Origin of the sequence: Streptomyces sp. NPDC102360, assembly GCF_044766085.1 — a bacterium.
Classification (GTDB): Bacteria; Actinomycetota; Actinomycetes; order Streptomycetales; family Streptomycetaceae; genus Streptomyces.
Genome location: NZ_JBIWLG010000001.1, coordinates 1,709,793 through 1,735,307 on the forward strand (window position 1 = coordinate 1,709,793; position 25,515 = coordinate 1,735,307).

Genomic DNA, 25,515 nt, shown 5'->3' on the forward strand with positions numbered 1-25,515 from the left:
CGGCCGATAGCCACGGCGTTGACGTGGCGGAGGAGGTTCGGCGATGTCCCTGTCCATTTCCGTCGTGGTGTTGCTGCTCGTCGTCGCGGTGATCTTCCTGCGCAACGGGGCCATGAAGTTCTCGCACGCGCTCGTCTGCCTGCTGCTCGGTTTCCTGCTCGCGGGCACGGACGCGGCGCCGACCATCCACGACGGCATCAACTCCACTGCCACCCTGGTCAGTAACCTGAACCCGTGAGGCTTCTGTCGCGCTATTTCGTGGCTGAGAACACCCCTATCCCGTTCGCGACCGCGCGCTCCGGCGGGTCGCTGGGGTGGTTGCGGACCGAGACCGAAGGGGCGCCCGGGGCGCGTGCGACGAGGGTCGACGAACCGCCGCCGTCCAGGCTGAACGCGTCGTCCGAGCCCAAGGACCGCATCGTGGCGGCCACTTCGGTCATCGACATGCCGGTGCGGTAGGCGGGGGCGCCGTCCAGGGCCAGCAGGATCAGCTCGTGGCCGCCGTCCCCGATGCCCGCCGCCGTGCGCACCGCCGACGTCGTCGCGTCCAGGCCGGGCAGCGGCGCTCCGTCGCGCAGCACCGGATAGCCGCCGATCGCGAAGCGGTACGGGATGTGCGAGCGGGCGGCGACGAGCCGGTGGTGGACCGCGACCGGGTCACCCGTCGACAGCTTGCGCAGCCACTGCGCGCCGGCCTCCCTGCCCACCAGGACCGTGGACCCGGCCGCTATCGGCCCGCTGCCGGGGGTGTCGGCCGACGACACGACCCGACCGCGGCGCACCGTCACCTCGTACGTGTCCGTGCTGCACGGCGCCGCCCGCTGGGTGTCCGTGCCGCAGGTGGACCGCACCCGCGACACGCTGCCCCAGTCGGACGTGAACGCCCCCACCGAGCCGACCGGCAGCGCGTACTGGTTCAGCCCGCCCAGCGGCACGCGGTCGTCCGGGGTGCGTACCGAGCCGTCGAGCTCCAGGCTGTCGAGGCGGGCCCGCCGGTCGACCCCGACGCCGAGGACGTCCCGGGTGGAGGTCCCCGGCGGCAGGGCCGGGCCGAAGCGCTGACCGTTCGGCACGGCCGCCTTGAGCGTGTGCCCGCTCGCTATCGCCGGGCCGACGGAGGCGCCGGTGACCTCGACGCCCGGGTGCTGGCTCTCCGTGATGTTGAAGAAGTCCCCGTTGACCCCGCCGACGGCGCCGGCCGCGTCGGACATCGAGGAGACGGTGGCGCGTGCCCCGACCGCGCCGGGGTGCAGGAGGTCGACCCGCACGCGCGGGTCGGTCAGATCGACGGTGAGGACATGGGCATGTGCGGTGCCCTTCGCGGCGGGGACGTCGAACTCCGTGTACGTGACGCCCGGAGCGACCCGCTCGCCCGACGTGGCGCCGGCCGGCGCCGCACCCGTCAGGGCGGCACCGGCCAGCATCGAAGCGACCCCGAGGGCCGCAAGGACTCTTCTCCCTCGCTTGCCAACTCTCGTCTGCATGCGGGGAGTTCAGCAGACGCGGGGTCGCGCGTCGATGGCTAAGTGCCGACGAGTCGGGAACGGATCAGGAAACGTACGCCCTCGGGTGCCTCCAGCGAGAAGCCGCTGCCGCGCCCCTCGACGACGTCGACGATGAGCCGCGTATGGCTCCACACCTCGTACTGGCTCTTGGACATCCAGAACGAGACCGGCTCCGCCACCCCCTGCACCGCGAGATCGGCGAGGAGCACGTCGGAGGCTCCGGTGCGGAACTCGCCCGCCAGGTAGCACATCGGCGCGCTGCCGTCGCAGCAGCCGCCGGACTGGTGGAACATCAGCGGACCGTGGGCCTCGCGCAGCCGCCGCACCAGCTCGGCGGCCGCGTCCGTCAGCTCCACGCGGGGTACGTCGGTCATGACACCCAGTCAAAGGGGTGGGACGTTGCGACCACGTTGCACGCGCGACGCGGGCCCCGGCATAAGCTCCGCACATGGAACAGAGGGAGATCATTCTGCGGGCCATCGGCGTGCTCACCGAGACGCACGAGATGGTGCGCAGGCTCAGCGACGGCGAGGCACTCGACACCGACGTGACGCAACTGGGGCGGCTCGTGTCGGAAGTGTTCCCGACCATCGAGATCCCGTCGGGGGCGAGCGCGGAGGAGGCGGCCGAACTGGCCATCGCCGCGCTGATGCCGGCGAGCGTGTCGCTCGTGGAGGCGTTCGCGTTCCTCTTCACGCAGCTCGCCAAGGTCCACGACGAGGGCCGTATGGACGTCCAATCCAGCGAACTGCTTCAGGAGATCGCGCTGCGGATGTCCGACCCGGGCGCCGAGGAGGAGGCGGAGGAAGAGTGAGAGCGGCGGATCGGCGCCCGCTCGTGCGCGGGCGCCGTGACTCACAGGTCCTGAACTCCGGTAAGGCCCGCGCTTACTTGTTCGGCCCCCGGAAGCGTCCGAACGCCTTGCCGAGCGTGCCGAAGGGGGAGGCGTCCTTGCTGTCCGGATCCGCCGGCGCGTGCGCCTGGGCGTCGCCGCGCGGCGCCTCGGCGAGCGCGGCCCGCGCCGCTTCGGCCGCCTCGCGGTAGCTGTCCCGGGACCTGGTCATGGCGTCGAGCGCCTCGGCGTACTTCGTGACCATGTCCTGCGCGTGCGTCAGCTCCTCGTCGGACGTCAGCAGATGCCAGCCGTCGCGCAGCCGCGTGAGGGCCTGCGCCGCCTCGTCGATCAGCGGCCGCGGGAACGCGGTGAACTCCCGGATCCGGTCCAGCAGTTCGGTCGGCTCGCTGCCGTCGAGGAAGACGCTGCGCACGGTGAAACGGTCCGCCGCATAGTCCGGGTGCGCCGGCGTGGTCGGCAGTACGACGCCGCCGCCGCGCGGCATTCCGGCCTTGAAGTCCTTGCGCAGCCCGAAGTCCACGACCTGGGCCTGGTCGGGCGTCGCCCGGTGCTCGATCACGCGGTGCTGCAGGCTCGGCGGCAGAAACCGCGTGATGGACCGCTGCCCCTGGGCATCCGGTGTCATCGCCTCGTGGATGACCACGTGCACGTACCAGCTGGAGCGCGAGCAGTCCTTGAGGAGACGGCGCAGGGCGTCGTCGTCCTTCGGGAGGTGGTTCGGCGCCCGCAGGCGCAGCCCCGCCACCGTGTCGTGGTCCCATGGCACCCGCTCGCTGTCCGGCCAGAACATCGGCGCGGGCGACGGCCAGGCCAGTTCCCAGGCCCGCTCCGCCTCCGCGGCGAGGACCCAGGTGACGCCTTCGGATTCCTTGGCGCGGGTGTCGGGGTCGTACGTCGTCAGCTGGCCGCGCACGGTGACGTTGTCGGCCACGCGCCAGCGCGCCTCGAACACCCGGCGGGCGCCGGGTCCTGGCCCGGCCTCCTCCTCGCGCGGGTGCAGCACCGTGGAGCGCGCCGCGTCCTCGGGGTCGAGGTCGAGGAAGTCGTCGAGTACGCCCGCCGCCTTGAGGGCGATCAGGTTGCGCCGGACGTCGCGCTCGGGCTCGGGCCCGAGGTGGCGTCCGCGTCCGAGCCACACGGTGTCGGGGACGGGGGTCGGGGTTGAGTTCTTCTTCGCCATGGAGTCGTTCTGTGAGTGATCGGGGCGCGACCAGTATGGGTCCGTGGACGCGCGGGGGCCAGGGCAGGGTGGTCCGGTGTCGGGATTGTCGCGCGTACGCGCCCGATTCGCCCCTCGTGTACCCCGGCGTGGCGCGTCCGATCCCGTACGCTCGCCGAATGGCCAGGTACTACGACGTGCACCCAGCAAACCCGCAAGCGCGCCTCATCTCCGCGATCGCCGACAGCATCCGCGACAGCGCGCTCGTCGCCTACCCCACGGACTCCTGTTACGCGCTCGGCTGCCGGCTCGGCAACCGGGCGGGCGTCGACCGGATCCGCACCATCCGGCAGCTCGACGACCGGCACCACTTCACACTGGTATGCCAGGACTTCTCCCAGTTGGGGAGGTTCGTCCAGATCGACAACGACGTGTTCCGCGCCATCAAGGCGGCCACGCCCGGCAGTTACACCTTCATCCTGCCCGCGACGCGTGAGGTGCCGCGGCAGCTGCAGCACCCGAAGAAGAAGACCGTGGGCGTGCGCATCCCCGACCACGTGGTGACGCAGGCCCTGCTCGCCGAGCTCGGCGAGCCGCTGCTGTCCAGCACGCTGCTGCTGCCCGGCGAGGAGGAGCCGCTCACCCAGGGCTGGGAGATCAAGGAACTCCTCGACCACCAGGTCGACGCCGTCGTGGACTCCGGCGACTGCGGCACCGTGCCGACCACGGTCATCGACTTCTCCGACGGGGAGGCCGAGATCGTACGGGCCGGGGCGGGGGACACGGAGCGCTTCGAGTGACTCAGGGCCCTTGTGAAGGACTCAGCGCGTCGCAGTCGTACCCAGGTAGCGGATGTGCGGCCGTTCACCGGGGCGGGTGACCTCGGCGCGCACCCCGTACACGTCGGCGATCAGTTCCTCGGTGAGTACGTCGCCGGGCTCCCCGGCCGCCACGACCCGGCCCTCGCGCAGCACGACGACGCGCGCGCAGTAGCCGGCGGCGAGGTTCAGGTCGTGCAGGGCGACGACGGACGTGATGCCCAGCGTGCCGATCAGGTCGAGGAGTTCGAGCTGGTGCTGGATGTCGAGGTGGTTCGTCGGCTCGTCGAGCAGCAGCTCGCGCGGCTCCTGCGCCAGGGCGCGGGCGATCTGCACCCGCTGGCGCTCGCCGCCGGACAGTGTGTGCCACAGGCGGTGCGCCCGGTCGGCGAGACCACTGCGGTCCAGGGCGTCGCGGACCGCGGCCTCGTCCGCCGCCGACGCGGGCTGCCAGGCGCGGCGGTGCGGGACCCGGCCGAGCCGCACGACGTCGGCGACCGTCAACTCGACCTGGGCGTCGGATTGTTGCTGCACCATGGCGATGCGCCGCGCGGCCTGCCTGCGGCCCACCGAGGCGAGCGGGTCACCGTCGAGCGTGACGACGCCCGCGGACGGGGCCAGCACGCCGGACAGCAGGCGCAGCAGGGTCGACTTGCCCGAGCCGTTGGGGCCGAGCACTCCGGTGACGGTGCCGGGCTCCGGTGCCACGGACACCCCGTCGAGCACCAGCGCGCCGCCCGGCGACCACGACACGCGGTCGGCGCGCAGTCCCTGCTGGGAAAGGCTCACCGCACACCCCGCCCGCGGTACAGCACCAGCACGAACGCCGGCACACCGATCAGCGATGTCACCACACCCACCGGAACCTCCTGAGGTTCGAGCACCGTCCGCGCCGCTGTGTCCACCCACACCAGGAACACCGCCCCGGCGAGCGCCGTCACCGGCAGCAGCCGGGTGTGCCCCGGACCCACCAGGGCGCGCGCCGCGTGCGGCAGCACAAGACCGACGAAGCCGATCGCTCCCGCCGCGCTGACCAGGGCCGCCGTCAGTAGCGCCGTCACGCACAGCAGCACGATCCGGGTGCGGGCCACCCGGACGCCGAGGGTCGCCGCTGCTTCGGCGCCGAAGGCGAACGCGTCGAGGGTGCGCCCGTACGCGAGGCACACCACGAGCGTGACGGCGAGCACGGCCAGACACAGCCACACCTCGGTCCAGCCGACCCCGCTGAGCGAGCCGAGCAGCCAGAACAGCACGCCGCGCGTCGTCTCCGCGTCCGCCGAGGTCAGCACGACGAACGAGGTCAACGCCGAGAACAGCTGCATCGCCGCGACGCCGCACAGCACCACCCGGTCCGTGCTGCCGCCCAGCGTGTGACTGAGTACGAGCACCAGCGCGAACGAGCAGACGGCTCCGACGAACGCGCCGCCCGATACGGACACGGCGCCACCGCCGAGGCCGAGCACGACGACGAGCACGGCCCCGGTCGACGCGCCCGAGGAGACACCGAGCACGAACGGATCGGCGAGCGGATTGCGCAGCAGCGCCTGCAGCACCGTGCCGCACACCGCGAGCCCGGCCCCGCACACCGCCGCGAGCAGCGTCCGCGGCAGCCGCAGATTCCATACGATGCCGTCCCGGATCGGCGAGAGGTCCGAGGTCGCCAGGCCGATCCGGTCGCCCACCGCCGCCCACACGTCACCGACCCGGATCTGCGCGGGACCGAGGGTGATGGCGAAGGCCACGGAGGCGCACAGTGCGGCGATGCCGGCCGCCCAGGCGAGTGTGGCCCGAAGGGTGATCCGGGGCGCGGCCTGTGGATACGCCGCCGGGGCCGCGCGAGCGGCGACCGTACGAGCCGTCACCGCGCGAGCCCGAACTCGCGCAGCCCCGCGGCCACCCGCTCCACGCCGTCGACCGTCCGGATGGTCGGGTTCATGGCTTGCCCGCTCAGGCGCACGTACCGCTTCTTCTTCACTGCGGTCATGTGCTTGGTGACGGGATTGGACTCAAGGAACTTGATCTTCTGTGCGGCCGACTCGGCCGACTGCGAGCGGCGCGTCAGGTCGCCGATGACCAGCACGTCCGGATCGCGGTCCGCGACCGTCTCCCAGTTGACCTGCGGCCACTCCGCGCGCGTGTCGTCGAAGACGTTGCGCGCCCCGAGCTCCTTGGTGACGATGCCGGGGGCGCCGCAACAGCCCGCCATGTAGGGCGAGTCGGAGTTGGCGAACCAGTACAGGACGTCCACACCGTGCGCGTCGCCCCCGGAAGTGGCCTTGCGGACCCGGGTCTTGAGCGAGTCGATCAGCTTGTCGCCGCGCTTCTCCACGTCGAAGACACGTGCCAGATCGTGGATCTCGCCGTACACGACGTCGAGCCCCAGGGTCTTGGTCCGCACCCCGTCTCCGTCGCCGTTGTCCTTGCCCACGCAGTCGCTGGGGGAGAGGTACGTGGGCACGCCCAGCTTCTCGAACTCCGCGCGCGGCGCCACACCGCCCTTGCCGAGGGTGTACGTGAACGAGGCAGCGGCGAAGTCCGGTTCGGTGCCGAGGACCTTCTCGAACGACGGGTAGCGGTCGGCCAGCCGCGGCACCTTCGCGTTGGCCTTCGCCAGGTCCTTCGGGACCGGGTCGGTCCAGGTGCCGGTGCCGACCATCCGGTCCTCGAGGCCGAGCGAGAGCATGATCTCGGCGGAGCCCTGGTCGAGGGCGACGGCCCGGCGCGGGGTGTGCTCGACCCGCACCTTTTCTCCGCAGTTGTCGAGCGTGACACCGCCGCCACCGGCGGCACCGTCCTCGGTGGTGGCGGTCGTGCCGCACCCGGTGAGCAGCAAGGCGCCCACCAACAGCGGGGCGCATCGGCGGAGTTGACGTGCGAACAGCACGGGGGTTCCTTCACGTCCAGGGCTCATACGCGGAGCCGGCCTATGGTGAGGGCCTGCCGTTTGGATCAGGCCCCAGCCCCCACGCCACGCGGCACTGGAGACCGCCAGCAGGTCTTCGGACTCGGGGTCGTCCGCGCGAAGCGCCTTCCCAGGCCGATGTGCCGGCCCAGTGGCAGTGGCTCCGCCCGTCACCCTCACCGCTGCGCGTCAGTTCCGGTTTCCCACCGGATTCCCTGACCCGTGTGCGTAGAAAAACACACAAAGGTACGACTGGCTCGGCGAAACTATCACGCCGGGCATCCGCTAGGCGGAGGGCGGGGTGAAGACCGCCTCCAGCTGGGGACGGGTTCCGTCCCGGTGGTGGTCCATGAGCGATACGAGGCGTTCGTGGTCGCGGACGCGGAGCGCCTCGACCATCTCCGCGTGCTCGTCGACGATCCGCTTCTGTGACATCGGGTCGTGCAGGAGGTAGGCCCGATAGCCGTCGCTCAGCTGCCAGACGCGGCGCAGTTCGGCGACGACGAGGTCCAGGCCCGACGCGGTGAACATACGGAAGTGGAAATCCGAGTTGAGGCGGGCCATGGCGGTGAGGTCGCCGCGGGCCGACGCCTCCGCGATCCGCTCGTTCACGCCGGAGAGTCCTTCGAGCGCGGAGGCCGGGAGAGGCGGCAGTCGACGCAGCACCTCCGCCTCCAGGACCCGCCGCATCAGATACGTCTGCTCGAACTCGGCCGCGGTCAGCACCTTCACCCGGTACCCGACATTGCGGACGTGGTCGAGGACGCCTTCGCTCGCCAGCACCCGCAGCGCCTCACGTACCGGGGCCCGGCTCACCCCGAGACGCGTGGCCAGTGCCTCCTGCCGCACCGGGCTGCCCGGCGTCAGATCGCGCGCGAACAGCATCGCCCGCAGCTCCTCCACGACCTGGGCCACCGCTCCGGACACCGCGTCAAGACGCTCCGCTCCCGTCTGAGCCGTCACTGGTGCCTGCCTTCCCGTCGAGGGTTGTCGACTCTAACTCCCCTGAAAGTGCAGGGGCATTGACATGGTGCCGCACGGTGAGTCAGATTGCATCCAATCTTGCTCAGGTCTTGCTCAGGTCTCGCTCGGATGTATGTCCCGTTCAGTGGCGAACGCCCGGAAATTTGACCCAGCGGTGGCGTCAACAGGCGCTATCGGTGGCCGATTTCAGAGGAGGACTCGGCGATGACGCCGAAGGAACCGGCAGAATCGGTAGACAATTCTGAAGCCGCGGCGGCGGCAGCGGGTGGCGGTGGATCCCCTGCGGGCCGACCGCTGGACGGCGTCCGCGTCGTCGACATCACCTCGACGCTCATGGGCCCGTACTGCACCCTGCTGCTCGCCCAGTGGGGCGCGGACGTCATCAAGGTCGAGCCGCCGGCCGGCGACGTCGTCCGCTACATAGCCGACACTCGAGGCAACGGCATGGGCCCCGCCTTCCTCAACACCAACCGCGGAAAGCGCAGCGTCGCCCTCGACCTCAAGGCGCCCGGCGCGGCGCCCGTCCTCGCCGCCCTCGTGGACTCGGCCGACGTCCTCGTGCACAACCTCCGCCCCGCCGCCGCCCGTCGGCTCGCCCTCACGGCCGAGTCCGCGCTGGAGCGCAACCCGCGCCTCGTCCACTGCGCGTTCCGCGGCTTCGCCGCCGGTGGCCCCGACTCCGACCGGCCCGCCTACGACGACGTCATCCAGGCCGCCGGAGGCGTCGCCGCACTCCAGGGCGGCGACGGCGGAGCGGAGTACGTGCGGCAGGCCGCGGCCGACAAGACGGTCGGCATCTACGGGGCCGCGGCCGTGCTCGCCGCGCTGCACGGCCGCCAGGCCTCCGGCCGGGGGCGCGCCGTCGAGGTCCCGATGCTGGAGACGATGGCCTCGTTCACCCTGCTCGAACAGCAGGGCGGCCGCGTCTTCGACCCGCCCACGGGCCCCACCGGCTACGCCCGCACCAGTTCCCCGCACCGCCGTCCGTGCCGCACCAAGGACGGCCACCTCGCCGTCATGATCTACACCGACGCCCAGTGGCGGTCCTTCTTCGCCGCGATCGGCCGCCCCGCGCTCGCCGACGATCCGCGCTTTCGCACCATCACGGAGCGCACCGAGCACATCGACACCCTCTACTCGATGGTCAACGCCGAACTGTTGCTGCGCACCACGGCCGAGTGGCAGGCCGAGTTCGACGCCCGCGACATACCCGCCACCCGCGTCAACACCCTCGACGACCTCTTCACCGACCCGCACCTGAGCGCCACCGGTTTCTTCGAGCGCACCGAACACCCCACCGAGGGGCCGCTGTTGCTCGGCCGACCGCCGGTCCGGATGACCGAACCCGCTGTCGGCGCTTCCCCGCGCGAGGACGAGGGACCGCTCCGCCCCGCCCCGCACCTCGGCGAGCACACCCGCGAGGTCCTCGCCGAACTCGGCCTGCCCGGCGCGGAGGCCGCCGCCCTCTTCGACAACGGAACAGCGCGCGAACCGATCGACGCGACCGCCGCCGCCTGAGAACAGCCGCCCGACGGCCTTGAGAAGCGCCCCCTGAACGGAAGGATCCGCCATGCCCGCGGCCGAAGACCTCCTCTACTCCACCCGCGACCACATCGCCACCATCACCCTCAGCCGCCCGCACCGGAAGAACGCGTTCACCCTCCCGATGGCCGACGCCTGGGCCGAGGCGCTGCGCCGCGCCGACGCCGACCCGGACGTCCGCGTCATCGTCGTCACCGGCGCCGGCGACGCCTTCTGCTCCGGCGTGGACCTCGCCGACTTCAAGGGCGAACAGCGCACCCCGATCCAGGAGAAGAGGCTGCTCACCGAGCGCGTGCACCAGGTCGCCCGGGCCCTGGACGACCTGGACAAGCCGGTCCTCGCGGCCGTCGCGGGACCCGCCGTCGGCGCGGGCATGGACATGGCCCTGCTCTGCGACCTGCGCTTCGCCGGCCGCTCGGCCCGCTTCTGCGAGGGCTACATCAAGGTCGGCCTGGTCCCCGGTGACGGCGGCTGCTGGCTGCTGCCCCGCGTCGTCGGACAGGCGGCGGCGCTGCGTCTGCTGTGGACCGGCGATTTCGTCGACGCCGCCGAGGCCAAGCGGCTCGGCATCGTCGAGGACGTCTTCGAGGACGCCGACCTTCTCGACGAGGTGTACGCGTTCGCCGCCCGACTCGTCGCGAGGCCGCCCGCCGCCCTCGCCCTGATCAAGCGCGCCGTCCGCCAGGGCGCGAACCACGATCTGCGCACCGCGCTCGACCTGATCTCCTCCCACATGGCCGTGGTGACGTCGATGGACGACTCCCGCGAGGCCTACGCCGCGTTCCGCGAGAAGCGCACTGGCACGTATACGGGTTCCTGACCAGATCAAGCCCCGCCGGCGATTGAGGCGATCCAGCCCCTCCGGCGTTTGAGGAGCGGGGTCCGGGGCGGAGCCCCGAGACCGATCGCCGGGTGACCGAAACTTTCTGGAGGCAGCCCCCTTGATGTCCCCGACCGACACACACACCGACCCCCGGTCCGCCGCCCGCACCCTGACCGACGAGTGGCGGAAGGCCTCCCGCTACACCCCTCGCAGCGACGCCTGGCTCCGCTCCTTCGACCGCGACTTCAGCCGCGAACTGGCCGCCCGCGGCATGACCGCCATGACCTGGCCGGTCGAGTACGGCGGCCACGCCCTGCGCAACGTCGACCGGCTCGCCGTCACCGAGGAGCTGCTGCGGGCGGGCGCACCCGTCGCCGCGCACTGGATCGGGGACCGGCAGATCGGACCCGCCATCCTGCGGCACGGCAGCCCCGCGCTCAAGGAGGAGATCCTGCCGCGGATCGCCGCCACCGACGCCGTCTTCTGCCTCGGCATGAGCGAACCCGAGGCCGGCTCCGACCTGGCGTCGGTCCGCACCGCCGCGCGCCGCGTCGCGGGCGGCTGGCGGCTCAGCGGCCACAAGATCTGGACCAGCCACGCACACCACGCCACGCACGCCTACGTGTTGGCCCGCACCACACCGCGCGAGGACGTCGACCGCAAGCACCAGGGGCTGAGTGAGTTCGTCGTCGACATGGACGCCGACGGCGTGAGCACGGGCGCCATTCCCGACCTGGCGGGCGAACACCACTTCAACGAGGTGCGGTTCGAGGACGTGTTCGTCCCCGAAGGCCGCCTCATCGGTACCGAGGGGGAGGGGTGGCGCCAGGTCGTCGGGCAGCTCTCCTTCGAACGCGGTGGCGCCGAACGCGTCCTGTCCAGCTACCCCGTCCTCGTGGCGCTGCTCACCGAGGCGGCCCGGACCGGGCACGGCACCCGGGACACCGACGCCGCGTCCATCGGCTCCCTCACCGCCCGGCTCACCGTCCTGCGCCGCCTCTGCTGGGACGTCGCCTCCGCCATGGACCGCGGGGAGACCCCGGTCCGTGCGGCCGCCGCCCTGAAGTACCTGGGCAACGCCTTCGAGAACGACGTCGTCGAGGCGTTCCGCGAGGCCTCCGGGGGCCTGCCACCCACTGCCGACAGCGACTTCGGCCAGGCGCTGCTCGCCGCCCCGGCGTTCGGCCTGCGCGGCGGCGCCTCCGACGTCCTGCTGTCCCTGATCGCCCGCGAGGAGACCCGCGTATGACCACCCCCGCCAAGCCCCGGCGCCGCGCATCCACCATCACCAGCGAGTACGCCGACGAACTCCGCGAGGTCGTGCGCGGACTCGCGGCGGACGCGGCCGAAGAGGACCCGGCGGGGGAGGCACCTGGCCCCGCGCTGTGGGACCGCCTCGCCGAACTCGGCATGACCCGCCTGGACATCTCCGAGTCGGCAGGCGGCTCGGGCGGCACCTTCGACGACCTCCTCGCCCTGACCCACGCGCTCGCCTCGCACGCCGTGACCACCCCGGTCGCGGAGTCCGCCACCGCCGACTGGTGTCTCGCTTCGTGCGCCACCCTCTCCACGGGGGCGACCACACTCGCCCTCCTCCCCGCAGGCATCGCAGGGCCGGACCAGGACGGCACGCTCACCGCTCAACTGCCTGCCGTCCCCTGGGCGTCCGGAGCACACACCCTGCTCCTGGTTCCGGTGGCCGAATCCGAAGGAGCCACCGAAGCGGGCCCGTGGACCGTCGACCTCACGGGTCCCGGCGTCACCCGCCACCTGGCCGCCCCCGCCCTGTGCGGCACTCCGTACGAGGCGATCGAGCTGACCGCGGCGCCGGTGAACACGCTTGCGCCCGCCGCTCCGTCCCCCGCACGCATCCGCGCCCGCCTCGCCCTGCTCCGCTCGGCCGCTCTGCTCGGCGCGGCCGAGGGTGCCTACGAGCTGACCGCCGCGCACGTGACCCAGCGCGAGCAGTTCGGCGCACCGCTCCTGAAGATCCCGGCGGTCGCCGCCCACCTGGCCACGATGCGCGTCCATCTCCTGCAGGCCGAGGCCGCGTTGAACCACGCGCGCGACACCTACCGCGCGGACACCGGCGTCCCGAATGATCGGCTGACCGCCGCGGCCGCCACCGTGCGGATCACCGCAGCGACCACCGCCACCGAAGTGGCCCGCAGGGCCCACCAGTTGCACGGTGCGCTCGGCGTCACCGCCGAGTACCCGCTGCACCGGTACACCCGCCGCCTCTGGTCCTGGCGCGACACCCCCACCCCGCAGCAGACCGAGACCGCCGCACTGGGCCGCCTGGCCATCGCGGCCGGCGAGGCAACCCTCTGGGACGTCCTCACCGCGCCCGCGCCGCACTGACCTCCCGCCGCACCCTTCCCCAGAGAGGCTCGACGATGAGTCGTCCGGTCAACCCAAGAGCGGTAGCCAGCACGGCCGCACAGAAACGGAGTTGCATCCGGAACATCCTGGTCGGCTCGATCGGCAACATGATCGAGTGGTTCGACTGGTTCGTCTACGCCACCTTCGCCGTCTACTTCTCCGGCCAGTTCTTCCCGGCGGACGACCCCACCGCCTCCCTCCTGAACTCCGCGGCGGTCTTCGCCGTCGGCTTCCTCGCCCGGCCGGTCGGCGGCTGGCTGCTCGGCAGGCTCGCGGACCGCAAGGGCCGTAAGAGGGGCCTCACCGTCACCGTCGGACTGATGTCGGCGAGCGCCCTGATGATCGCCGTCGCCCCCGACCACGCGACGGCCGGCTACACGGGCGCCGTGGTCCTCGTCGTGGCCCGCCTGCTGCAAGGTCTCAGCGTCGGCGGCGAGTACGCGGCCAGCGCCTCCTACCTGACCGAGGTCTCGGCCGGCCACCGGCGGGGCCTCGGCGGCAGCTTCCAGTACGTCTCCGTGACGCTGGGGCAACTGGCCGGTCTGGTGATCCTGATCGTGCTCCAAACCCTGCTCAGTGAGGACCAGTTGACCCAGTGGGGCTGGCGCATCCCCTTCGTGATCGGCGCGCTCGGCGCCGTCGCCGTCTTCTATCTGCGCCGCGGTATGCACGAGACCGAGGCGTACGTGAAGGCGGAGGCCGGCGACGTACAGAAGCGGCGCGGCACGCTGCGCGAGGTGTGGCGGCAGCGGCGCGCGGCCGTGCTGGTGTTCGCCCTCACGCTCGGCGGCTCCGTCGCCTACTACACGTACACGACGTACCTCAACAGCTATCTGGTCAACAGCGTCGGCCTGCCCAAGGAGCAGGCGTCCTGGGTGAGTCTCGCGGCGCTCTGCGTCTTCCTCGTGCTGCTGCCGCTGGGCGGATACATATCGGACCGGGTCGGCCGCCGTCCGGTGCTGATCTTCTTCGGCATCGGCACGACGCTGGGCACCTATCCGATCCTCAGCGGCATGAAGGCGTGGCCGACCTGGGGCGCCGCCCTCGCGTTCTCGGTCCTGGCGCTGACGATCGTCGCCGGGTACTCGTCCGTGAACGCGGTGGTGAAGGCGGAGCTGTTCACCACCGAGGTGCGCACCGTGGGCGTCGCCGTCCCCTACAACCTCGCCCAGGCCCTCTTCGGCGGCACCGCCTCCTACGTCGCCCTGGCCTTCGCCGACGCGGGCCACGAGAACTGGTTCTTCCTCTACGTCTCCGGCTGCGCCCTGATCTCGCTGATCACCTACGCGCTGATGCCCGAGACGTCGAAGACGTCGCTGGTCGAGGAGCCGGAGTCGGCGAAGGAGCCGGTCAGCGGCCCTCGTTGAGCGCGTCCACGGCGCCCTGCGCGTCCCCGATCGTCGCGTAGTCCACCGCGATGAAGTTGACCGGCTTGCCGCGCTCGCGTTCGCAGCGGTGTGCCCGGTCGAGGACGTAGCGGCGGGCGTTGACCTCGCCCGCGTCGATGCGGCTGCCGCCGTTGTTGGTGATGAAGTGGTTGAGGAGGAACAGCCGTTTGTCGTCGCCGCCGCGGTGCGGGACACAGCTCATCTGGTCCGGGGAGCGGAAGGTGAACGGCGTCTCCATGCCGTAGCGGTAGAAGTTGCGGTACCAGGGGGCCGGGCCGTCCGCCTTCTCGGCGAAGACGACCAGACGCCGGCCGCTGTGGACCATCTCGCCGAGCGTCGGCCACGGCTTCGCCGGATCGGCGTCCGGCCGTCGGACCAGCTTGTCCAAACCGGCCTGCCGGAACGCCTCTTGGGTGTCCTCGGCGGAGATCGCGTCCTGGATGATCAGGGTGACCACTTCATGGGGGTGGTCCTTCATCCAGTCGCTGACCTCCCGCAACACCGGCACCAGGGGGATCGCCCCGGCCCGGCACACCGAATGACACAGCCACAGCCCCTTGCGCGGCGGATTGACCCGGTTGACCGCGGACCTCACCAGCGCCCGCTGCTCGGCCGTGAAGTCGGAGCCGTTCAGACGCCCGGCGATCTCCTCGGGCCGCTCCCAGCGGTAGGTGTCCAGTTGCAGGGCGCGCGCCCCGTGGTCCAACTGCGTGCTGATGTGCGGGTCCTGGAGCGGCCCGATGAAGTGGTCGGCGGTCGTCGACATCGCGTTGTGCATGGTCAGGTACGCGACCTCATCGTAGGGGCGGTCGCACAGCTCGGTGCTGCCCTGGCACTCGCGGGCCGCCGCCGGTGAGGCGGCCAGCGGCATCAGGATCATCCCCGCGACGGCCACGCACGCCGCCCCAAACCCAAGGCCGACCGTCCGTCGCGGCGATCCGAGCCGCTCCCGCGCGGCTTGGGGGACCCGGCCGGCGAGCCCCGTCCTCATGAGCAGGCCGACACCGGCGAGCAGCGACCCCGCAAGCACGGGGACGAGCGCGGCCCACAACGCCGTGCCGGTGAGGTGGCCGACCGCAGCGCGCTGCACGTCGTCCACGAGGCGGGTCAGGCTCGGCGGCCACGAGTCGGGAGGCGCGACGAGCCGCCCGTCGGTGACCATCCGCGTCACCCAGGCGGCGAGCGCGGCGAGCGTTCCGCCCGCCAAGAGCGGAATCCCGAGCAGGACCAGCCGGCGCCCCGGCTGCTGCGGAGCGAGCAGCCACAACACCGTGAGGGACAGCAACAGCAGCCCCGCCGCCACGATTTCGAGCACTCCGAGGCCGACCGCCGTGTACGGGCGCGCCTCGTGCAGCCCCGAGAGGTCGTTGCCCGACGCAACGAGGGTGTCGGTCAGGTCCCAGGTGCCGCCGTCGACGAGCGTGCGGAGCTGGGCCGCCGCGCCCTGGACGCGGTCCGTGACGGTGGCCGGGGCGACGGCGGCGAGCGCGGTGCCGACGTCCCCCTCCGCGAGCGCCGTCTCGACCTCCGGGCGCAGGTCCTCGCGCTCCCCGGCCGGTACGAGGGCGAGCAGGGCATCGGTGACGCGGCTCGCCTGGTCCGGTGTCAGTGGCAGTCGCGGCAGGTCTTCGGGCGCACGCCCGGCGGCGAGTTCGCGCACATCGTCGGCGAGCGTCGCCCGGAACCGGTCGAAATCGGGCTCGGAGCGGTTCTGGACGCCCGCGACGAGATCACCGAAGTAGGTGTGCGCCAGGTCGCCGAGGTTGGCGAGGACCGGGCGCAGGTCGACGACGAGCCGCAGGTCCGCACGGTCGCCGTTCAGGTAGCCGACCACCGCGTCGATCTGCTGCCGGGTCAGGTCGCGCAGCGTGTCGGGCGGCACCACCAGCTTGAGGTTGGAGGTGATCTGGGCCTCCGGCACCGCGAGCCCGGCCAGCAGATCACGGGTGACCGGGGAGGCCTTCGGGTCGACCAGGACCTCGTTGTAGAGCCGGTCGTACGCGTGCTGCTCGTCGAGGACGGCGGCGTGGAAGCCGGGGTCGAGCAGCGTGCCGCGGACGGTGGCCGTGACGCACACGGTCAGTGTGGCGACGGCGGCCACGACGAGGGCCACCGCTCGGAGCAGCGGATGGAGCGTGACCTTCTCCATGCCCTCGACGGTACCGGTCCAGGGGCCGCCTCAATAGTCGAGCGGGTCCCTGCTGATGGGGCAGGTCATGCAGTGGCCGCCACCGCGCCCGCGGCCGAGTTCGGCGCCGACGATGGTGATGACCTCGACGCCCGCCTTGCGCAGCAGCGTGTTCGTCTGGGTGTTGCGGTCGTAGGTGAAGACCACGCCGGGCTCCAGGGCGACCGCGTTGTTGCCGCTGTCCCACTGCTGGCGTTCGGACGCGTACACGTCGCCGCCTGTCTCGATCACCTGGAGGTCGCCGAGGCCGAGGGCCTTCGCGACGACGTCGGTGAACGCGGCCGAGCCCTCGTCGGTGATCTCCAGGCCCGGCGCCTTGTCGCTGGGGCGCAGCGAGAACGTGTGCACCGCGTCCATGATCTTCGGGTAGAGCGTCACGATGTCGCGGTCGGCGAAGGTGAAGACGGTGTCCAGGTGCATCGCGGAGCGCAGCTTCGGCATCCCGGCGACGATGACGCGCTCGGCGGCGCCGCGCTCGAAGAGGGAGGCCGCGACCTGGGTGATGGCCTGCCGCGAGGTGCGCTCGCTCATGCCCATGAGGACGACGCCCTTGCCGACCGGCATGATGTCGCCGCCCTCGAAGCTCGCCTGCCCCCAGTCCTTTTCGGGATCGCCCCACCACACGGTCGAGCCCGCGAAGTCCGGGTGGAACCGGTAGACCGCCTTCATCAGCAGCGTCTCGTCGTGCCGCGCGGGCCAGTACAGCGGGTTGAGGGTGAGGCCGCCGTAGAGCCAGCACGTGGTGTCGCGGGTGTAGAGGGTGTTGGGCAGCGGGGGCATCAAGTACTCGCGCACGCCCGTGGATTCGCGCGCCAGGTTCACGTACGGGGAGCGGTAGTCGTCGGGCAGGTCGGTGGTGGCGAGCCCGCCGATGAGGTACTCGGCGAGCTGCCGGTGATCGAGGCCCTCCAGGAACGCACGGGTGTCGTCGATCAGGCCGAGCCCGACCTGATTGGCGACGATCTTCCGGTCCAGGAGCCAGGACTTCGCCTCCGGGATCGCCATCGTCTCGCCGAGCAGCTCATGCAGCTCGACGACGTCCACGCCGCGCCCGCGCAGCTTGTTGACGAAGTCGGCGTGGTCGCGCTGGGCGTTCTCCACCCACATCACGTCGTCGAAGAGCAGGTCGTCCGCGTTGGTCGGGGTCAGCCTGCGGTGCGCGAGCCCCGGCGCGCAGACGAGGACCTTGCGCAGCCGGCCCACCTCGGAGTGGACGCCGTAGGGGGCGGGAGCGGAGCTGTCGGGGTCGGTCACGGGGTGCCTCCCGGGAAGAGGATGGGACGGTGCGGTCACAGGCTGATCCAGCCGGCGGCCAGGGCGACGATGCCGGTCACGGCGCCGATGACGGAGACGGCGAGGATGACGAGTTCACGCGGCGAGAACAGGCGGCGGCCCTGCTCACGGCGGGCCATCACGAAGAGGATGGTGGCCGGGGCGTAGAAGATCAGCGAGACGAGGACGAACTTCAGCCCCGCCGCGTACAGCAGGAACGCCGTGTAGATGACGGCCACCCACGCGATGGTCAGTTCACGGTTCGAGGCACGGCCGCCCGCGGTGAGCGGATCGGCGCGCATGCCGATCTTCGCGGCGAACCCGGCCGCGAGCAGATACGGGATCAGTGAGAGGGCGCTGGTCAGGTCGAGCGCGAAGTTGAAGGCGTCGTCGGAGAACGCGGTGACCACGAGCACGACCTGGGTCAGGATCGTGGTCATCAGCAGGGCCGGCACCGGCACGTCCGCGGGGTTGGCGCGGCGAAGGAAGCGCGGCATGTCGTCGTCCTTCGCGGCGACGAACAGCACCTCGGCGGCCATCAGCGTCCACGCCAGATAGGCGCCGAGCACGGACACGATGAGGCCGACGCTGATGAAGACCTTGCCCCAGGTGCCGACGGACTCCTCAAGGACCCCCGCCATGGACGGCTGGCGCAGCTCGGCGATCTCGCCCATCGGCATGATCCCGTACGAGACGATCACGACGGAGGCGAAGATGGCGAAGACGCTGAGGAAACCGAGGATCGTGGCCCTGCCGACGTCCTCGCGGCGCTTGGCGTGCCGCGAGTAGACGCTGGCGCCCTCCACACCGAGGAAGACGAAGACGGTGACCAGCATCGTGCCCTTGACCTGGCTGAACAGGGAGCCCGCGTAGTCGGCGCCGCCCCAGTTCTCGGCGAACACGCTCGGATCGAAGAAGACGAGCGCCAGGATCACGAAGATGACGATCGGCACGACCTTCGCCACCGTGACGATCCTGTTGATGGCCGCGGCCTCCTTCACGCCGCGGCGGATCATCAGGAAGAACGCCCACAGGCCCACGGAGGAGAGGATCACGGCGAGCGCGGTGTCGCCCTCGCCGAGGCTGGACCAGATCGTGCCGACCGTCGACATGATCAGCACCCAGTACGTCACGTTGCCGACGCACGAGCTGGCCCAGTAGCCGAAGGCGGAGAAGAAGCCCACGTACTCGCCGAAGCCCGCCTTGGCGTAGGCGTAGACGCCCGCGTCCAGGTCGGGCCTGCGCACGGCGAGGGACTGGAAGACGAAGGCGAGCATGAGCATGCCCGTACCGGCGATCGCCCAGGAGATGAGCGCTCCCGCCACCCCCGTCTGCTCCGCGAAGCGTGCCGGGAGGGAGAACACGCCGGCGCCGACCATGGAGCCGATGACCATGGTGGTGAGGGTGAACAGGGCGAGTTTCGCGGGCGGTGGGGAGGTCGTGGACTCCGTAGAGGCCTGCTGCTCCATCACGTCCCCTTCGGTTTGCGGTGCGGGAGAGCCGGGACACTCGGAGAACAGTTTTCTACCATTACGTTGAGAACTGCACCTTTTCTCCCGTTCCAGGTGTCACAACCTGTCCATCCCAAATGGCCGATTGTGGGAGTTGTGGGCAGCATTGGTGCGAGCCGTCTCAGGAGAAGGACAAGCAGCCATGCATTCCTCATTGACCCCGGTGATCCTTCGGGAGCTGCGCGAGCCGCGCTCCTATCCCGCCGTGTCCCTGGCGATGCCCACCCATCGGCGACGACCGGAGAACAGCCAGGACCCGGTCCGGCTCGGCAACCTCGTCAGCGAGGCGGAGCGCCAGCTGTCGGCGGATCCCGCGGTGACGAAGGAACGCCAGGACGATGTCGTCGCGCAGCTGCGGGAGGCGGTCCAGGAGGTCGACCCCGCCCAGGCGCGCGACGGCCTCATCGTCTTCGCGGCGCCCGGTGAGCACCAGGCATGGGCCGTCGACCGCGGCGTCCCCGAGCGGGTCGTGGTCGCCGACACCTTCCTGACCCGGAACCTGGTCGCCGCCGACGCCGCGCGGCGCCCCTACTGGGTGCTGGCCCTGTCCGCCGACCGGATCACGCTGTGGGACGGTCGCGGCGACCGCGTCACCGAGAACACCGAGCACGGCTTTCCGCTGACGCGCAGCCTCGAGGACCCGGACGCCGAACGCAAGGAGCGCATCGGCGACGTGCCCAGCACGTTCCGCGACGAGCAGACCCGGCAGTTCTTCCGGGACGCCGACACCGAGCTGAGCGATGTGCTCGGCGAGGAGCCGAGGCCGCTCTACGTCACCGGGGAGCCGGCCGCACTGACTCTTCTGACGGAGGTCGGCAGTGCCGCGAAGGGCGCGATCGAGGTGGCGGTCGGCGGGCTCGCACAGGGCACCCCGGAGGAGGTCGCGCAGGCGGTGGCCCCGGCCCGGGACGAAGCGGCGCGGCTGGCCGTCGCCGAGGCGCTGGACCAACTGGAGCAGGCGCGCGGCGAGAAGAAGTACGCGGCGGGCGTGGACGAGGTGTGGCAGGAGGCCCAGGACGGGCGGATCCGCCGCCTCGTCGTCGAGGAGAACTACCGGATCACCGTGCGGGCCGGAGACGGCCATCTGGAACCGGCCGCCGACGACGATCTCGACGCCGTGCACGACATCGTCGACGAGGTCGTCGAGTCCGCCCTGGAGACCGGCGCGGAGGTGGTGTTCGTCCCCGACGACACCCTCGCGGACGCCGGGCGCGTCGCCGCGGTGTTGAGGTTCTGATGCGCGGGCGGACGACGGTCGCGCCGATCGCCTGCGCGCTGGCCGGTGTGCTGGCGCTCGCGGCGTGCGGCTCAGGGAACGAGAACGACACGGGCGCGAGTGCCAGCGCTTCAGCCAGCTCACCGGACGCGTCGAGGTTCTCCGGTACGCCGCCATCGGCGCTGGCGTCGAAGAAGGCGTCGATCAAGGCATCCACGTCCGCGGCCGCCAAGTCGGCCTCGGCGCGGGCCAGTTCGTTCGAGGCGTCCGTCTCGGCCGACGTGGAGCGCAAGCGGCAGGAGTTCACCAAGCAGCTGGACAAGGTCGACGGGCAGGGCAACGCGGTGCGTGACGTCGAGCTGACCGGCAAGCGCCTCGCGGACACGAAGGGCGTGCGCGCCGTCGTCGTCCACATCACCAACACCACCGACAAGACCGCCTCGTACGCGGTGCAGGTCGACTTCAGCGACTCCGACGGCAAGGTGGTCGAGACCAAGGTCGTCGGAGCGAAGGACCTGAAGGCGGGGGACAGGGCGCAGCCGCTGGCGATCAGCACCAAGCCCCCCGAGCCGCACCTCAAGGCGAGTGTGGCGAAGGCACAGCGTTACTAGGGCCTGACCCAAACGGCAGGCCCTAGGCCGGCACCGTCTCCTTGGTCGCGGCCGTGGACTCGGCCGCGACCCGGCGCTCGAAGTGCACCCGCAGCCGTAGCGTGCTCCAGATGCCGATCACGGAGATCACCATCAGCGCGGCGGCCGGCGGCCAGTACGCGCCGCCGGCCAGGGACGACAGCCAGACCGCGGCGACCGGGGCGAAGCCCGCGAAGATCATGTTGCAGACCTGGTAGGAGAGCGAGATGCCGGTGTAGCGGACGTGCGGAGCGAAGCCGTCGGCCAGGATCGCGGCCATCGGCCCGTACAGCGCCGACATCACCAAGCGCATCGCCAGCATCATCAGGTAGATCAGCACGACGCTGCCGCCGCCGAGCACCAGGAACTGCGGGATCGAGAGCAGCACGACACCGGCGAGGCCCGCGACGACGACCTTGTGCGCGCCCACCTTGTCGCCGAGCAGCGCGAGCAGCGGTGTGACCACGAGCTCCAGGAACGCGGCCAGCGAGAGGCCGTTGAGCAGCATCGACTCCGACAGGTGCAGCGATTCGGTGCCGTACGAGAGCAGGTAGCTGGTCACCACGTAGTAGCCGCCGGTCGCGGTGGCCAGTGCGAAGACGCCGGTCAGGACCGTCTTCCAGTCCTTGTGCAGCACCTCGGCGACGGGCAGCCGGCTCGGCGCCTCCTTCTCGGCCTCGGCGGCGTGGATGTCGTCCATCACCGGCGAGTCCTCCAGCTTGGTGCGCACCACCAGGCCGATGCCGACGAGGACCGCGGAGGCGAGGAACGGCACGCGCCAGCCCCAGCTGTTGAAGGCGTCGTCGCCGAAGAGGTTCATGAGGCTGAACATGCCGGTCGACAGCAACGCGCCGACGGATGAGCCGAGTTGGGCGAACGAGCCGAAGAAGGTGGCCTTGCCCTTGGGCGCGTTCTCGACGGCGATGAGCACCGCGCCGCCCCACTCGCCGCCGATCGCGATGCCCTGGATCAGGCGCAGCGTGATCAGCAGGATCGGGGACAGGACGCCGACCTGGTCGTACGTCGGCAGCAGACCGATCGCGAACGAGGCGATGCCCATCATCAGGAGCGTGATGACGAGCGTCTTCTTGCGGCCGACGCGGTCGCCGATGTGCCCGAAGACGATGCCGCCGAGCGGCCGCAGCAGGAAGCCGACGGCGAAGGTCGCGAAGGACGAGATCGTCTTCAGGGCCGTCGGCATGTCGGCGGGGAAGAAGACGTCGTTGAACACGATCGCCGCGGCGGTGGCGAAGGCGTAGAAGTCGTACCACTCGATGGAGGTACCGGACAGGGCGGCGAGCGCCGACCGGTAGGGACTCTGTGGCTTGGGCGGGGTGATGCGGTCCGTCACGGGTGACCTCCGGCGGAAGAGTGCGTTCGGGGACGGTGCGGCTCTAAGGGGCGCGGGGAACTGCGCAACCGCAGCTACGGTGCGGCGTGTCATGGGGACGAGCGGGGCGACGGTGCGGCATTCAGGGGCGCGGGGAACTGCGCAAGCCCAGCCACGGCGGGGCGCGCCATCGGGTTCAGGCCGCACCACGGCGCAGCCTGAACCGCACACCGCCTACCCGCGGAGCGACCACGCGCGGGCGCCGCCCACCCAGGTCTCGCGTACGCGAATGCTCGGCAGCTCGTCCGCGGACACCGTGAGCGGATCGCGGTCCAGCACGACGAAATCCGCCAGCATGCCGGAGGCCAGCGCGCCGACCGCGTCCTCGCGATGCAGCGCGCTCGCCGCCGCCGCGGTGTGCGCGTGCAGACCCGCCTCGACCGGCAAGCGCAGCGATTCGTCGCCGAGGACCGTGCCGAGGACCGTACGCCGGGTGGCCGCCGCGGACACCGCCTCCAGCGGCGCGGGCGGCGCGACCGGCGCGTCCGAGGAGAACACGACCGGCACACCGGCCTCCGGGCAGTGGCCCGCCGGGTTGTAGCGGTGCCCCATCTCGCCGATCGCGGTCAACGTGCCGTCACCGGTACGCAGATGGTGCTGCGGCTGCATGACGGGGACGACGCCGAGCGCGCCCATCCGCTCGATCTGCTCATCCGTCGGCAGACCCGAGTGCTCGACGCGGTGGCGCATGTCGGGCCGCTCCCTGTCGGTCTGCGCCTTCTCGATCGCGTCGAGCACCATGCCGATGGCGTACGGCGACTGCGCGTGCGTCGCGGTCTGCAGCCCGGCCGCGTGGGCGCGGCGCACGATCTCCGCGTACTCCTCGACCGAGTGGTACAGCTGCCCGTGGTGGCAGCAGTCGGCGGCGTACCCCTCGGGGAAGTACGCGGTCCAGCCGCCGAGCGTGCCGTCGGCGTAGAACTTCACGCCCTGGATGCGGAACAGGTCGTCGCCGAAGCCCCGCACCGCACCGAGTTCGAGCGCGGTGTCGAGCAGCGCCGAGGTCAGGTAGGCGGATACACGCATGCGCAGCGAACCGTCCGCCCGCGCCCGCAGGTACGTCTCCATCTCGCGGCGCGACACCTGCGCGTCGCCGATCGTGGTGACACCCGCGGCGAGGAACACCTCCTGGGCGCGCAGCAGATGGTCGGCCATGATCTCGTCGGGCTCGGAGAGGTGGAAGTTCGGGCCGTGGTTGCCGATCTTCACGCCGGCCGGGCCGGTCAGCAGGTCGCAGGCGCCGTCCCACAGCTGCCCGTCGGGCTCGCCGTCGGCGAAGTGGCCGATGGTGCCGCCCTCGGGCGAGGGGGTGGTCGCGTCGATGCCGCAGGTGCGCAGCGTGTGGGAGTTGACGACGCCGCCGTGCCCGGAGGCGTTCATGACGTAGACCTCGCGGTCGTCGGCGACGCGGTCCAGGTCGTGGCAGCTGGGGTGGCGGCCCTCGGCGAGGCGCCGGTGCTCGTAGCCGAAGCCGCGCACCGGGACGCCCGCGGGCAGCTCGCGGGCGGCCTCGCGCAGCACCTCCACCATCGTGTCGATGTCCGGCACGCGCTCGGGCCGCAGGTCGACCCAGGCGAGCGCCTGCCCGTACATCACCGGGTGGCAGTGGGCATCGACGAAGCCGGGGTGGACGAGGCCGCCGTCGAGGCGCAGCTCCTCGTCGACCCGGCCGCCGAGCGCGGCGCGGGCCTCCTCGACGGTGCCGACGTGCACGATGCGCTCGCCGCGCACGGCGAGGGCCTCGGCGCGGACGGTGGTGCCGGCGGCCGCGACGGCGGCACCGGTGACGAGGAGCGTGTGCTCGGGGGAGCGGGGCATGGCAGGACTGCTTTCGACCGGGAACGTACAGGGGTGCGCCGACAGACGATTCGGCTCGCTGAACCATAGATAGCGAACGACTGATTGACCAGAGGGTCGGTCTAAGAATGTTTGTAAAGATGAATCGCCGGTCTGATTCCGTATCGACTGTGCACCCCGGTGTTGCCCGAGCGGTCAGTCCGTACGCGGCCCCAGGTCGTAGCGCTCCTTGATCAGTTCGAGGTGGAGCCAGCTCTCCACCTCACGTACGGCGGGCAGCGCGCGCATCTCCTCGAGTGTGGTGCGCACCGCCGCGAACGACTCGGCGGTGATCGTGCCGACCAGTTCGGCGCCGCCCAGGCACGTCGACAGGAACGTCACGCGATCGAACGCGGCGACCCGTTCGGCGACGTCCGTCGCCGCGCCGTCGACCCGCAGGCTGAACCCGCACAGGTAGCCCATCCCGAGCACGTCGGGGCGGACCAGGGCCACCACCTTGGCGACCCCGCCCTCCAGCAGGCGCAGGGTGCGCGCGCGGGTCGCGCCCGCCGACAGGCCGACGCGCGCGGCGAGTTCCGCGAAGGCCAGGCGGCCGTCGTCCTCGAGTTCGGCGAGGATCCGCTCGTCCACCGCGTCGAGCGTGCTCACGGTCGGCTCCCGCGTGAGGAGGTAGGGGTCCTTCACGTGGCGGGTCGCGACGAGCGCGTCCACCGCGCGTACCCCCGGCAGCGCCCGGATCTGCTCGATGGTGCGGTCGAGCGCGCCGAAACCCGCGGTGCGCAGCTCCGTCATGATGGCGCGCCGCCCGCTGGTCAGCGTCACGAACGGCGCCTCGGGCAGCGCGGCGATCGCGCGGGCCGCGGGGCCCGCGGGGCCGTCGGTGTCGATCGCCAGGTGTGCGGAGGCCGACAGCTCGCGGACCGCCGGATGCACGATCGCCACGACGCGTACGGCGCCCGACTCCTGGAGCCGCTGCGCGCGCATCCGTGCCGCGGGCCGGGACAGGCCCACGCGCTGCGCGAGCGTCTCGTACGTGAGGCGGCCGTCGCTCTGCAGCTCGCGCACGATGCCCAGGTCGGTCTCGTCGAGATCCACGTGCTGTTCCCCTCGGCGGTTCGGTTTCGGCCCGGCCGTGGACCGGTCGGCGCCCGAT

At 71.4% G+C, this 25,515-nt stretch carries 23 protein-coding genes and 1 riboswitch; of the genes, 10 read left to right on the plus strand and 13 right to left on the minus strand.

Annotated elements, in window-relative coordinates:
* The first annotated feature begins 43 nt into the window (after positions 1–43).
* Positions 44–238: a hypothetical protein gene (locus ACIRHA_RS07825; protein WP_403841180.1), complete on the plus strand. Its 195-nt coding sequence runs from the start codon at positions 44–46 to the stop codon at positions 236–238.
* A gap of 13 nt (positions 239–251) precedes the next feature.
* Here the strand turns inward: ACIRHA_RS07825 and ACIRHA_RS07830 are convergent, their stop codons facing one another.
* Together ACIRHA_RS07830 and ACIRHA_RS07835 are read right to left on the minus strand one after the other, a co-directional pair.
* A complete protein-coding gene (locus ACIRHA_RS07830) occupies positions 252–1,424 on the minus strand; it encodes a phosphodiester glycosidase family protein (RefSeq protein ID WP_403842184.1) in 1,173 nt (390 codons plus the stop codon).
* Between the two features lie 98 nt (positions 1,425–1,522).
* Entirely contained in the window at positions 1,523–1,879 is a 357-nt protein-coding gene (locus ACIRHA_RS07835; protein ID WP_403841183.1) for a DUF779 domain-containing protein, read from the minus strand.
* A 74-nt stretch (positions 1,880–1,953) separates the two neighbouring features.
* On the opposite strand from ACIRHA_RS07835, the gene ACIRHA_RS07840 reads away from it, so the two are divergent.
* Positions 1,954–2,319: a hypothetical protein gene (locus tag ACIRHA_RS07840; RefSeq protein ID WP_403841186.1), complete on the plus strand. Its 366-nt coding sequence runs from the start codon at positions 1,954–1,956 to the stop codon at positions 2,317–2,319.
* Between the two features lie 73 nt (positions 2,320–2,392).
* Here ACIRHA_RS07840 and ACIRHA_RS07845 read toward each other — a convergent pair whose 3' ends face one another.
* Complete coding sequence (locus ACIRHA_RS07845) at positions 2,393–3,541, minus strand: hypothetical protein (protein ID WP_403841189.1); 1,149 nt, start codon at positions 3,539–3,541, stop codon at positions 2,393–2,395.
* Positions 3,542–3,699: 158 nt separating this feature from the next.
* On the opposite strand from ACIRHA_RS07845, the gene ACIRHA_RS07850 reads away from it, so the two are divergent.
* Positions 3,700–4,320, plus strand: coding sequence for an L-threonylcarbamoyladenylate synthase (locus ACIRHA_RS07850; protein WP_403841191.1), 621 nt, complete (start codon positions 3,700–3,702; stop codon positions 4,318–4,320).
* A gap of 21 nt (positions 4,321–4,341) precedes the next feature.
* On the opposite strand, the gene ACIRHA_RS07855 is transcribed toward ACIRHA_RS07850, so the two are convergent.
* The 4 genes from ACIRHA_RS07855 to ACIRHA_RS07870 form a co-directional block, all read right to left on the minus strand.
* The gene (locus ACIRHA_RS07855) at positions 4,342–5,127 is read right to left on the minus strand and encodes an ABC transporter ATP-binding protein (protein WP_403841194.1); all 786 of its coding nucleotides are present in this window, start codon (positions 5,125–5,127) and stop codon (positions 4,342–4,344) included.
* Positions 5,124–6,137: a FecCD family ABC transporter permease gene (locus tag ACIRHA_RS07860; protein WP_403842186.1), complete on the minus strand. Its 1,014-nt coding sequence runs from the start codon at positions 6,135–6,137 to the stop codon at positions 5,124–5,126. The genes ACIRHA_RS07855 and ACIRHA_RS07860 overlap by 4 nt, the downstream gene beginning before the upstream one ends.
* A 59-nt stretch (positions 6,138–6,196) precedes the next feature.
* Entirely contained in the window at positions 6,197–7,249 is a 1,053-nt protein-coding gene (locus tag ACIRHA_RS07865; protein WP_403841197.1) for an ABC transporter substrate-binding protein, read from the minus strand.
* A gap of 61 nt (positions 7,250–7,310) precedes the next feature.
* Positions 7,311–7,510, minus strand: a riboswitch (cobalamin riboswitch).
* A gap of 15 nt (positions 7,511–7,525) precedes the next feature.
* Positions 7,526–8,203, minus strand: coding sequence for a GntR family transcriptional regulator (locus ACIRHA_RS07870; protein WP_403841200.1), 678 nt, complete (start codon positions 8,201–8,203; stop codon positions 7,526–7,528).
* Between the two features lie 225 nt (positions 8,204–8,428).
* On the opposite strand from ACIRHA_RS07870, the gene ACIRHA_RS07875 reads away from it, so the two are divergent.
* From ACIRHA_RS07875 to ACIRHA_RS07895, 5 genes are all read left to right on the plus strand, one after another.
* Positions 8,429–9,742 carry a CaiB/BaiF CoA transferase family protein gene (locus ACIRHA_RS07875; RefSeq protein WP_403841202.1) on the plus strand — a complete coding sequence of 438 codons (1,314 nt, stop codon included), beginning with the start codon at positions 8,429–8,431 and terminating at the stop codon, positions 9,740–9,742.
* A 52-nt stretch (positions 9,743–9,794) separates the two neighbouring features.
* Positions 9,795–10,586, plus strand: a complete 792-nt coding sequence (locus tag ACIRHA_RS07880) for an enoyl-CoA hydratase/isomerase family protein (RefSeq protein ID WP_403841205.1) — start codon at positions 9,795–9,797, stop codon at positions 10,584–10,586.
* A gap of 124 nt (positions 10,587–10,710) precedes the next feature.
* Positions 10,711–11,838 carry an acyl-CoA dehydrogenase family protein gene (locus ACIRHA_RS07885; RefSeq protein ID WP_403841208.1) on the plus strand — a complete coding sequence of 376 codons (1,128 nt, stop codon included), beginning with the start codon at positions 10,711–10,713 and terminating at the stop codon, positions 11,836–11,838.
* Complete coding sequence (locus tag ACIRHA_RS07890) at positions 11,835–12,950, plus strand: acyl-CoA dehydrogenase family protein (RefSeq protein ID WP_403841210.1); 1,116 nt, start codon at positions 11,835–11,837, stop codon at positions 12,948–12,950. Before ACIRHA_RS07885 ends, ACIRHA_RS07890 begins: the two co-directional genes overlap by 4 nt.
* Positions 12,951–13,078: 128 nt before the next feature.
* On the plus strand, positions 13,079–14,338 hold the full coding sequence (locus ACIRHA_RS07895; protein WP_403841212.1) for an MFS transporter: 1,260 nt from the start codon (positions 13,079–13,081) through the stop codon (positions 14,336–14,338).
* Here the strand turns inward: ACIRHA_RS07895 and ACIRHA_RS07900 are convergent.
* From ACIRHA_RS07900 to ACIRHA_RS07910, 3 genes are read right to left on the minus strand one after another with little or no spacing between them, the layout of a single operon-like run.
* Positions 14,322–16,508 (minus strand): hypothetical protein, encoded by a 2,187-nt coding sequence (locus ACIRHA_RS07900; RefSeq protein ID WP_403841214.1) that lies wholly within the window; start codon positions 16,506–16,508, stop codon positions 14,322–14,324. The two genes, ACIRHA_RS07895 and ACIRHA_RS07900, sit on opposite strands and share 17 nt — an antisense overlap.
* Positions 16,509–16,538: 30 nt before the next feature.
* Positions 16,539–17,801 carry an arginine deiminase gene (locus ACIRHA_RS07905; RefSeq protein ID WP_403841217.1) on the minus strand — a complete coding sequence of 421 codons (1,263 nt, stop codon included), beginning with the start codon at positions 17,799–17,801 and terminating at the stop codon, positions 16,539–16,541.
* 35 nt (positions 17,802–17,836) lie between these two features.
* Positions 17,837–19,288, minus strand: a complete 1,452-nt coding sequence (locus tag ACIRHA_RS07910) for a basic amino acid/polyamine antiporter (protein WP_403841219.1) — start codon at positions 19,286–19,288, stop codon at positions 17,837–17,839.
* Positions 19,289–19,472: 184 nt separating this feature from the next.
* Between ACIRHA_RS07910 and ACIRHA_RS07915 the strand changes: the two genes are divergently transcribed.
* Together ACIRHA_RS07915 and ACIRHA_RS07920 are read left to right on the plus strand one after the other, a co-directional pair.
* Positions 19,473–20,567 carry a chemotaxis protein gene (locus ACIRHA_RS07915; RefSeq protein WP_403841221.1) on the plus strand — a complete coding sequence of 365 codons (1,095 nt, stop codon included), beginning with the start codon at positions 19,473–19,475 and terminating at the stop codon, positions 20,565–20,567.
* Positions 20,567–21,157: a hypothetical protein gene (locus tag ACIRHA_RS07920; protein WP_403841223.1), complete on the plus strand. Its 591-nt coding sequence runs from the start codon at positions 20,567–20,569 to the stop codon at positions 21,155–21,157. Before ACIRHA_RS07915 ends, ACIRHA_RS07920 begins: the two co-directional genes overlap by 1 nt.
* A 22-nt stretch (positions 21,158–21,179) precedes the next feature.
* Here the strand turns inward: ACIRHA_RS07920 and ACIRHA_RS07925 are convergent, their stop codons facing one another.
* The 3 genes from ACIRHA_RS07925 to ACIRHA_RS07935 form a co-directional block, all read right to left on the minus strand.
* A complete protein-coding gene (locus ACIRHA_RS07925; RefSeq protein WP_403841226.1) occupies positions 21,180–22,526 on the minus strand; it encodes an MFS transporter in 1,347 nt (448 codons plus the stop codon).
* Between the two features lie 213 nt (positions 22,527–22,739).
* Positions 22,740–24,383, minus strand: a complete 1,644-nt coding sequence (locus tag ACIRHA_RS07930; RefSeq protein ID WP_403841228.1) for an amidohydrolase — start codon at positions 24,381–24,383, stop codon at positions 22,740–22,742.
* 174 nt (positions 24,384–24,557) lie between these two features.
* Positions 24,558–25,457, minus strand: coding sequence for an Lrp/AsnC family transcriptional regulator (locus ACIRHA_RS07935; RefSeq protein WP_403841230.1), 900 nt, complete (start codon positions 25,455–25,457; stop codon positions 24,558–24,560).
* Positions 25,458–25,515: the final 58 nt, after the last annotated feature.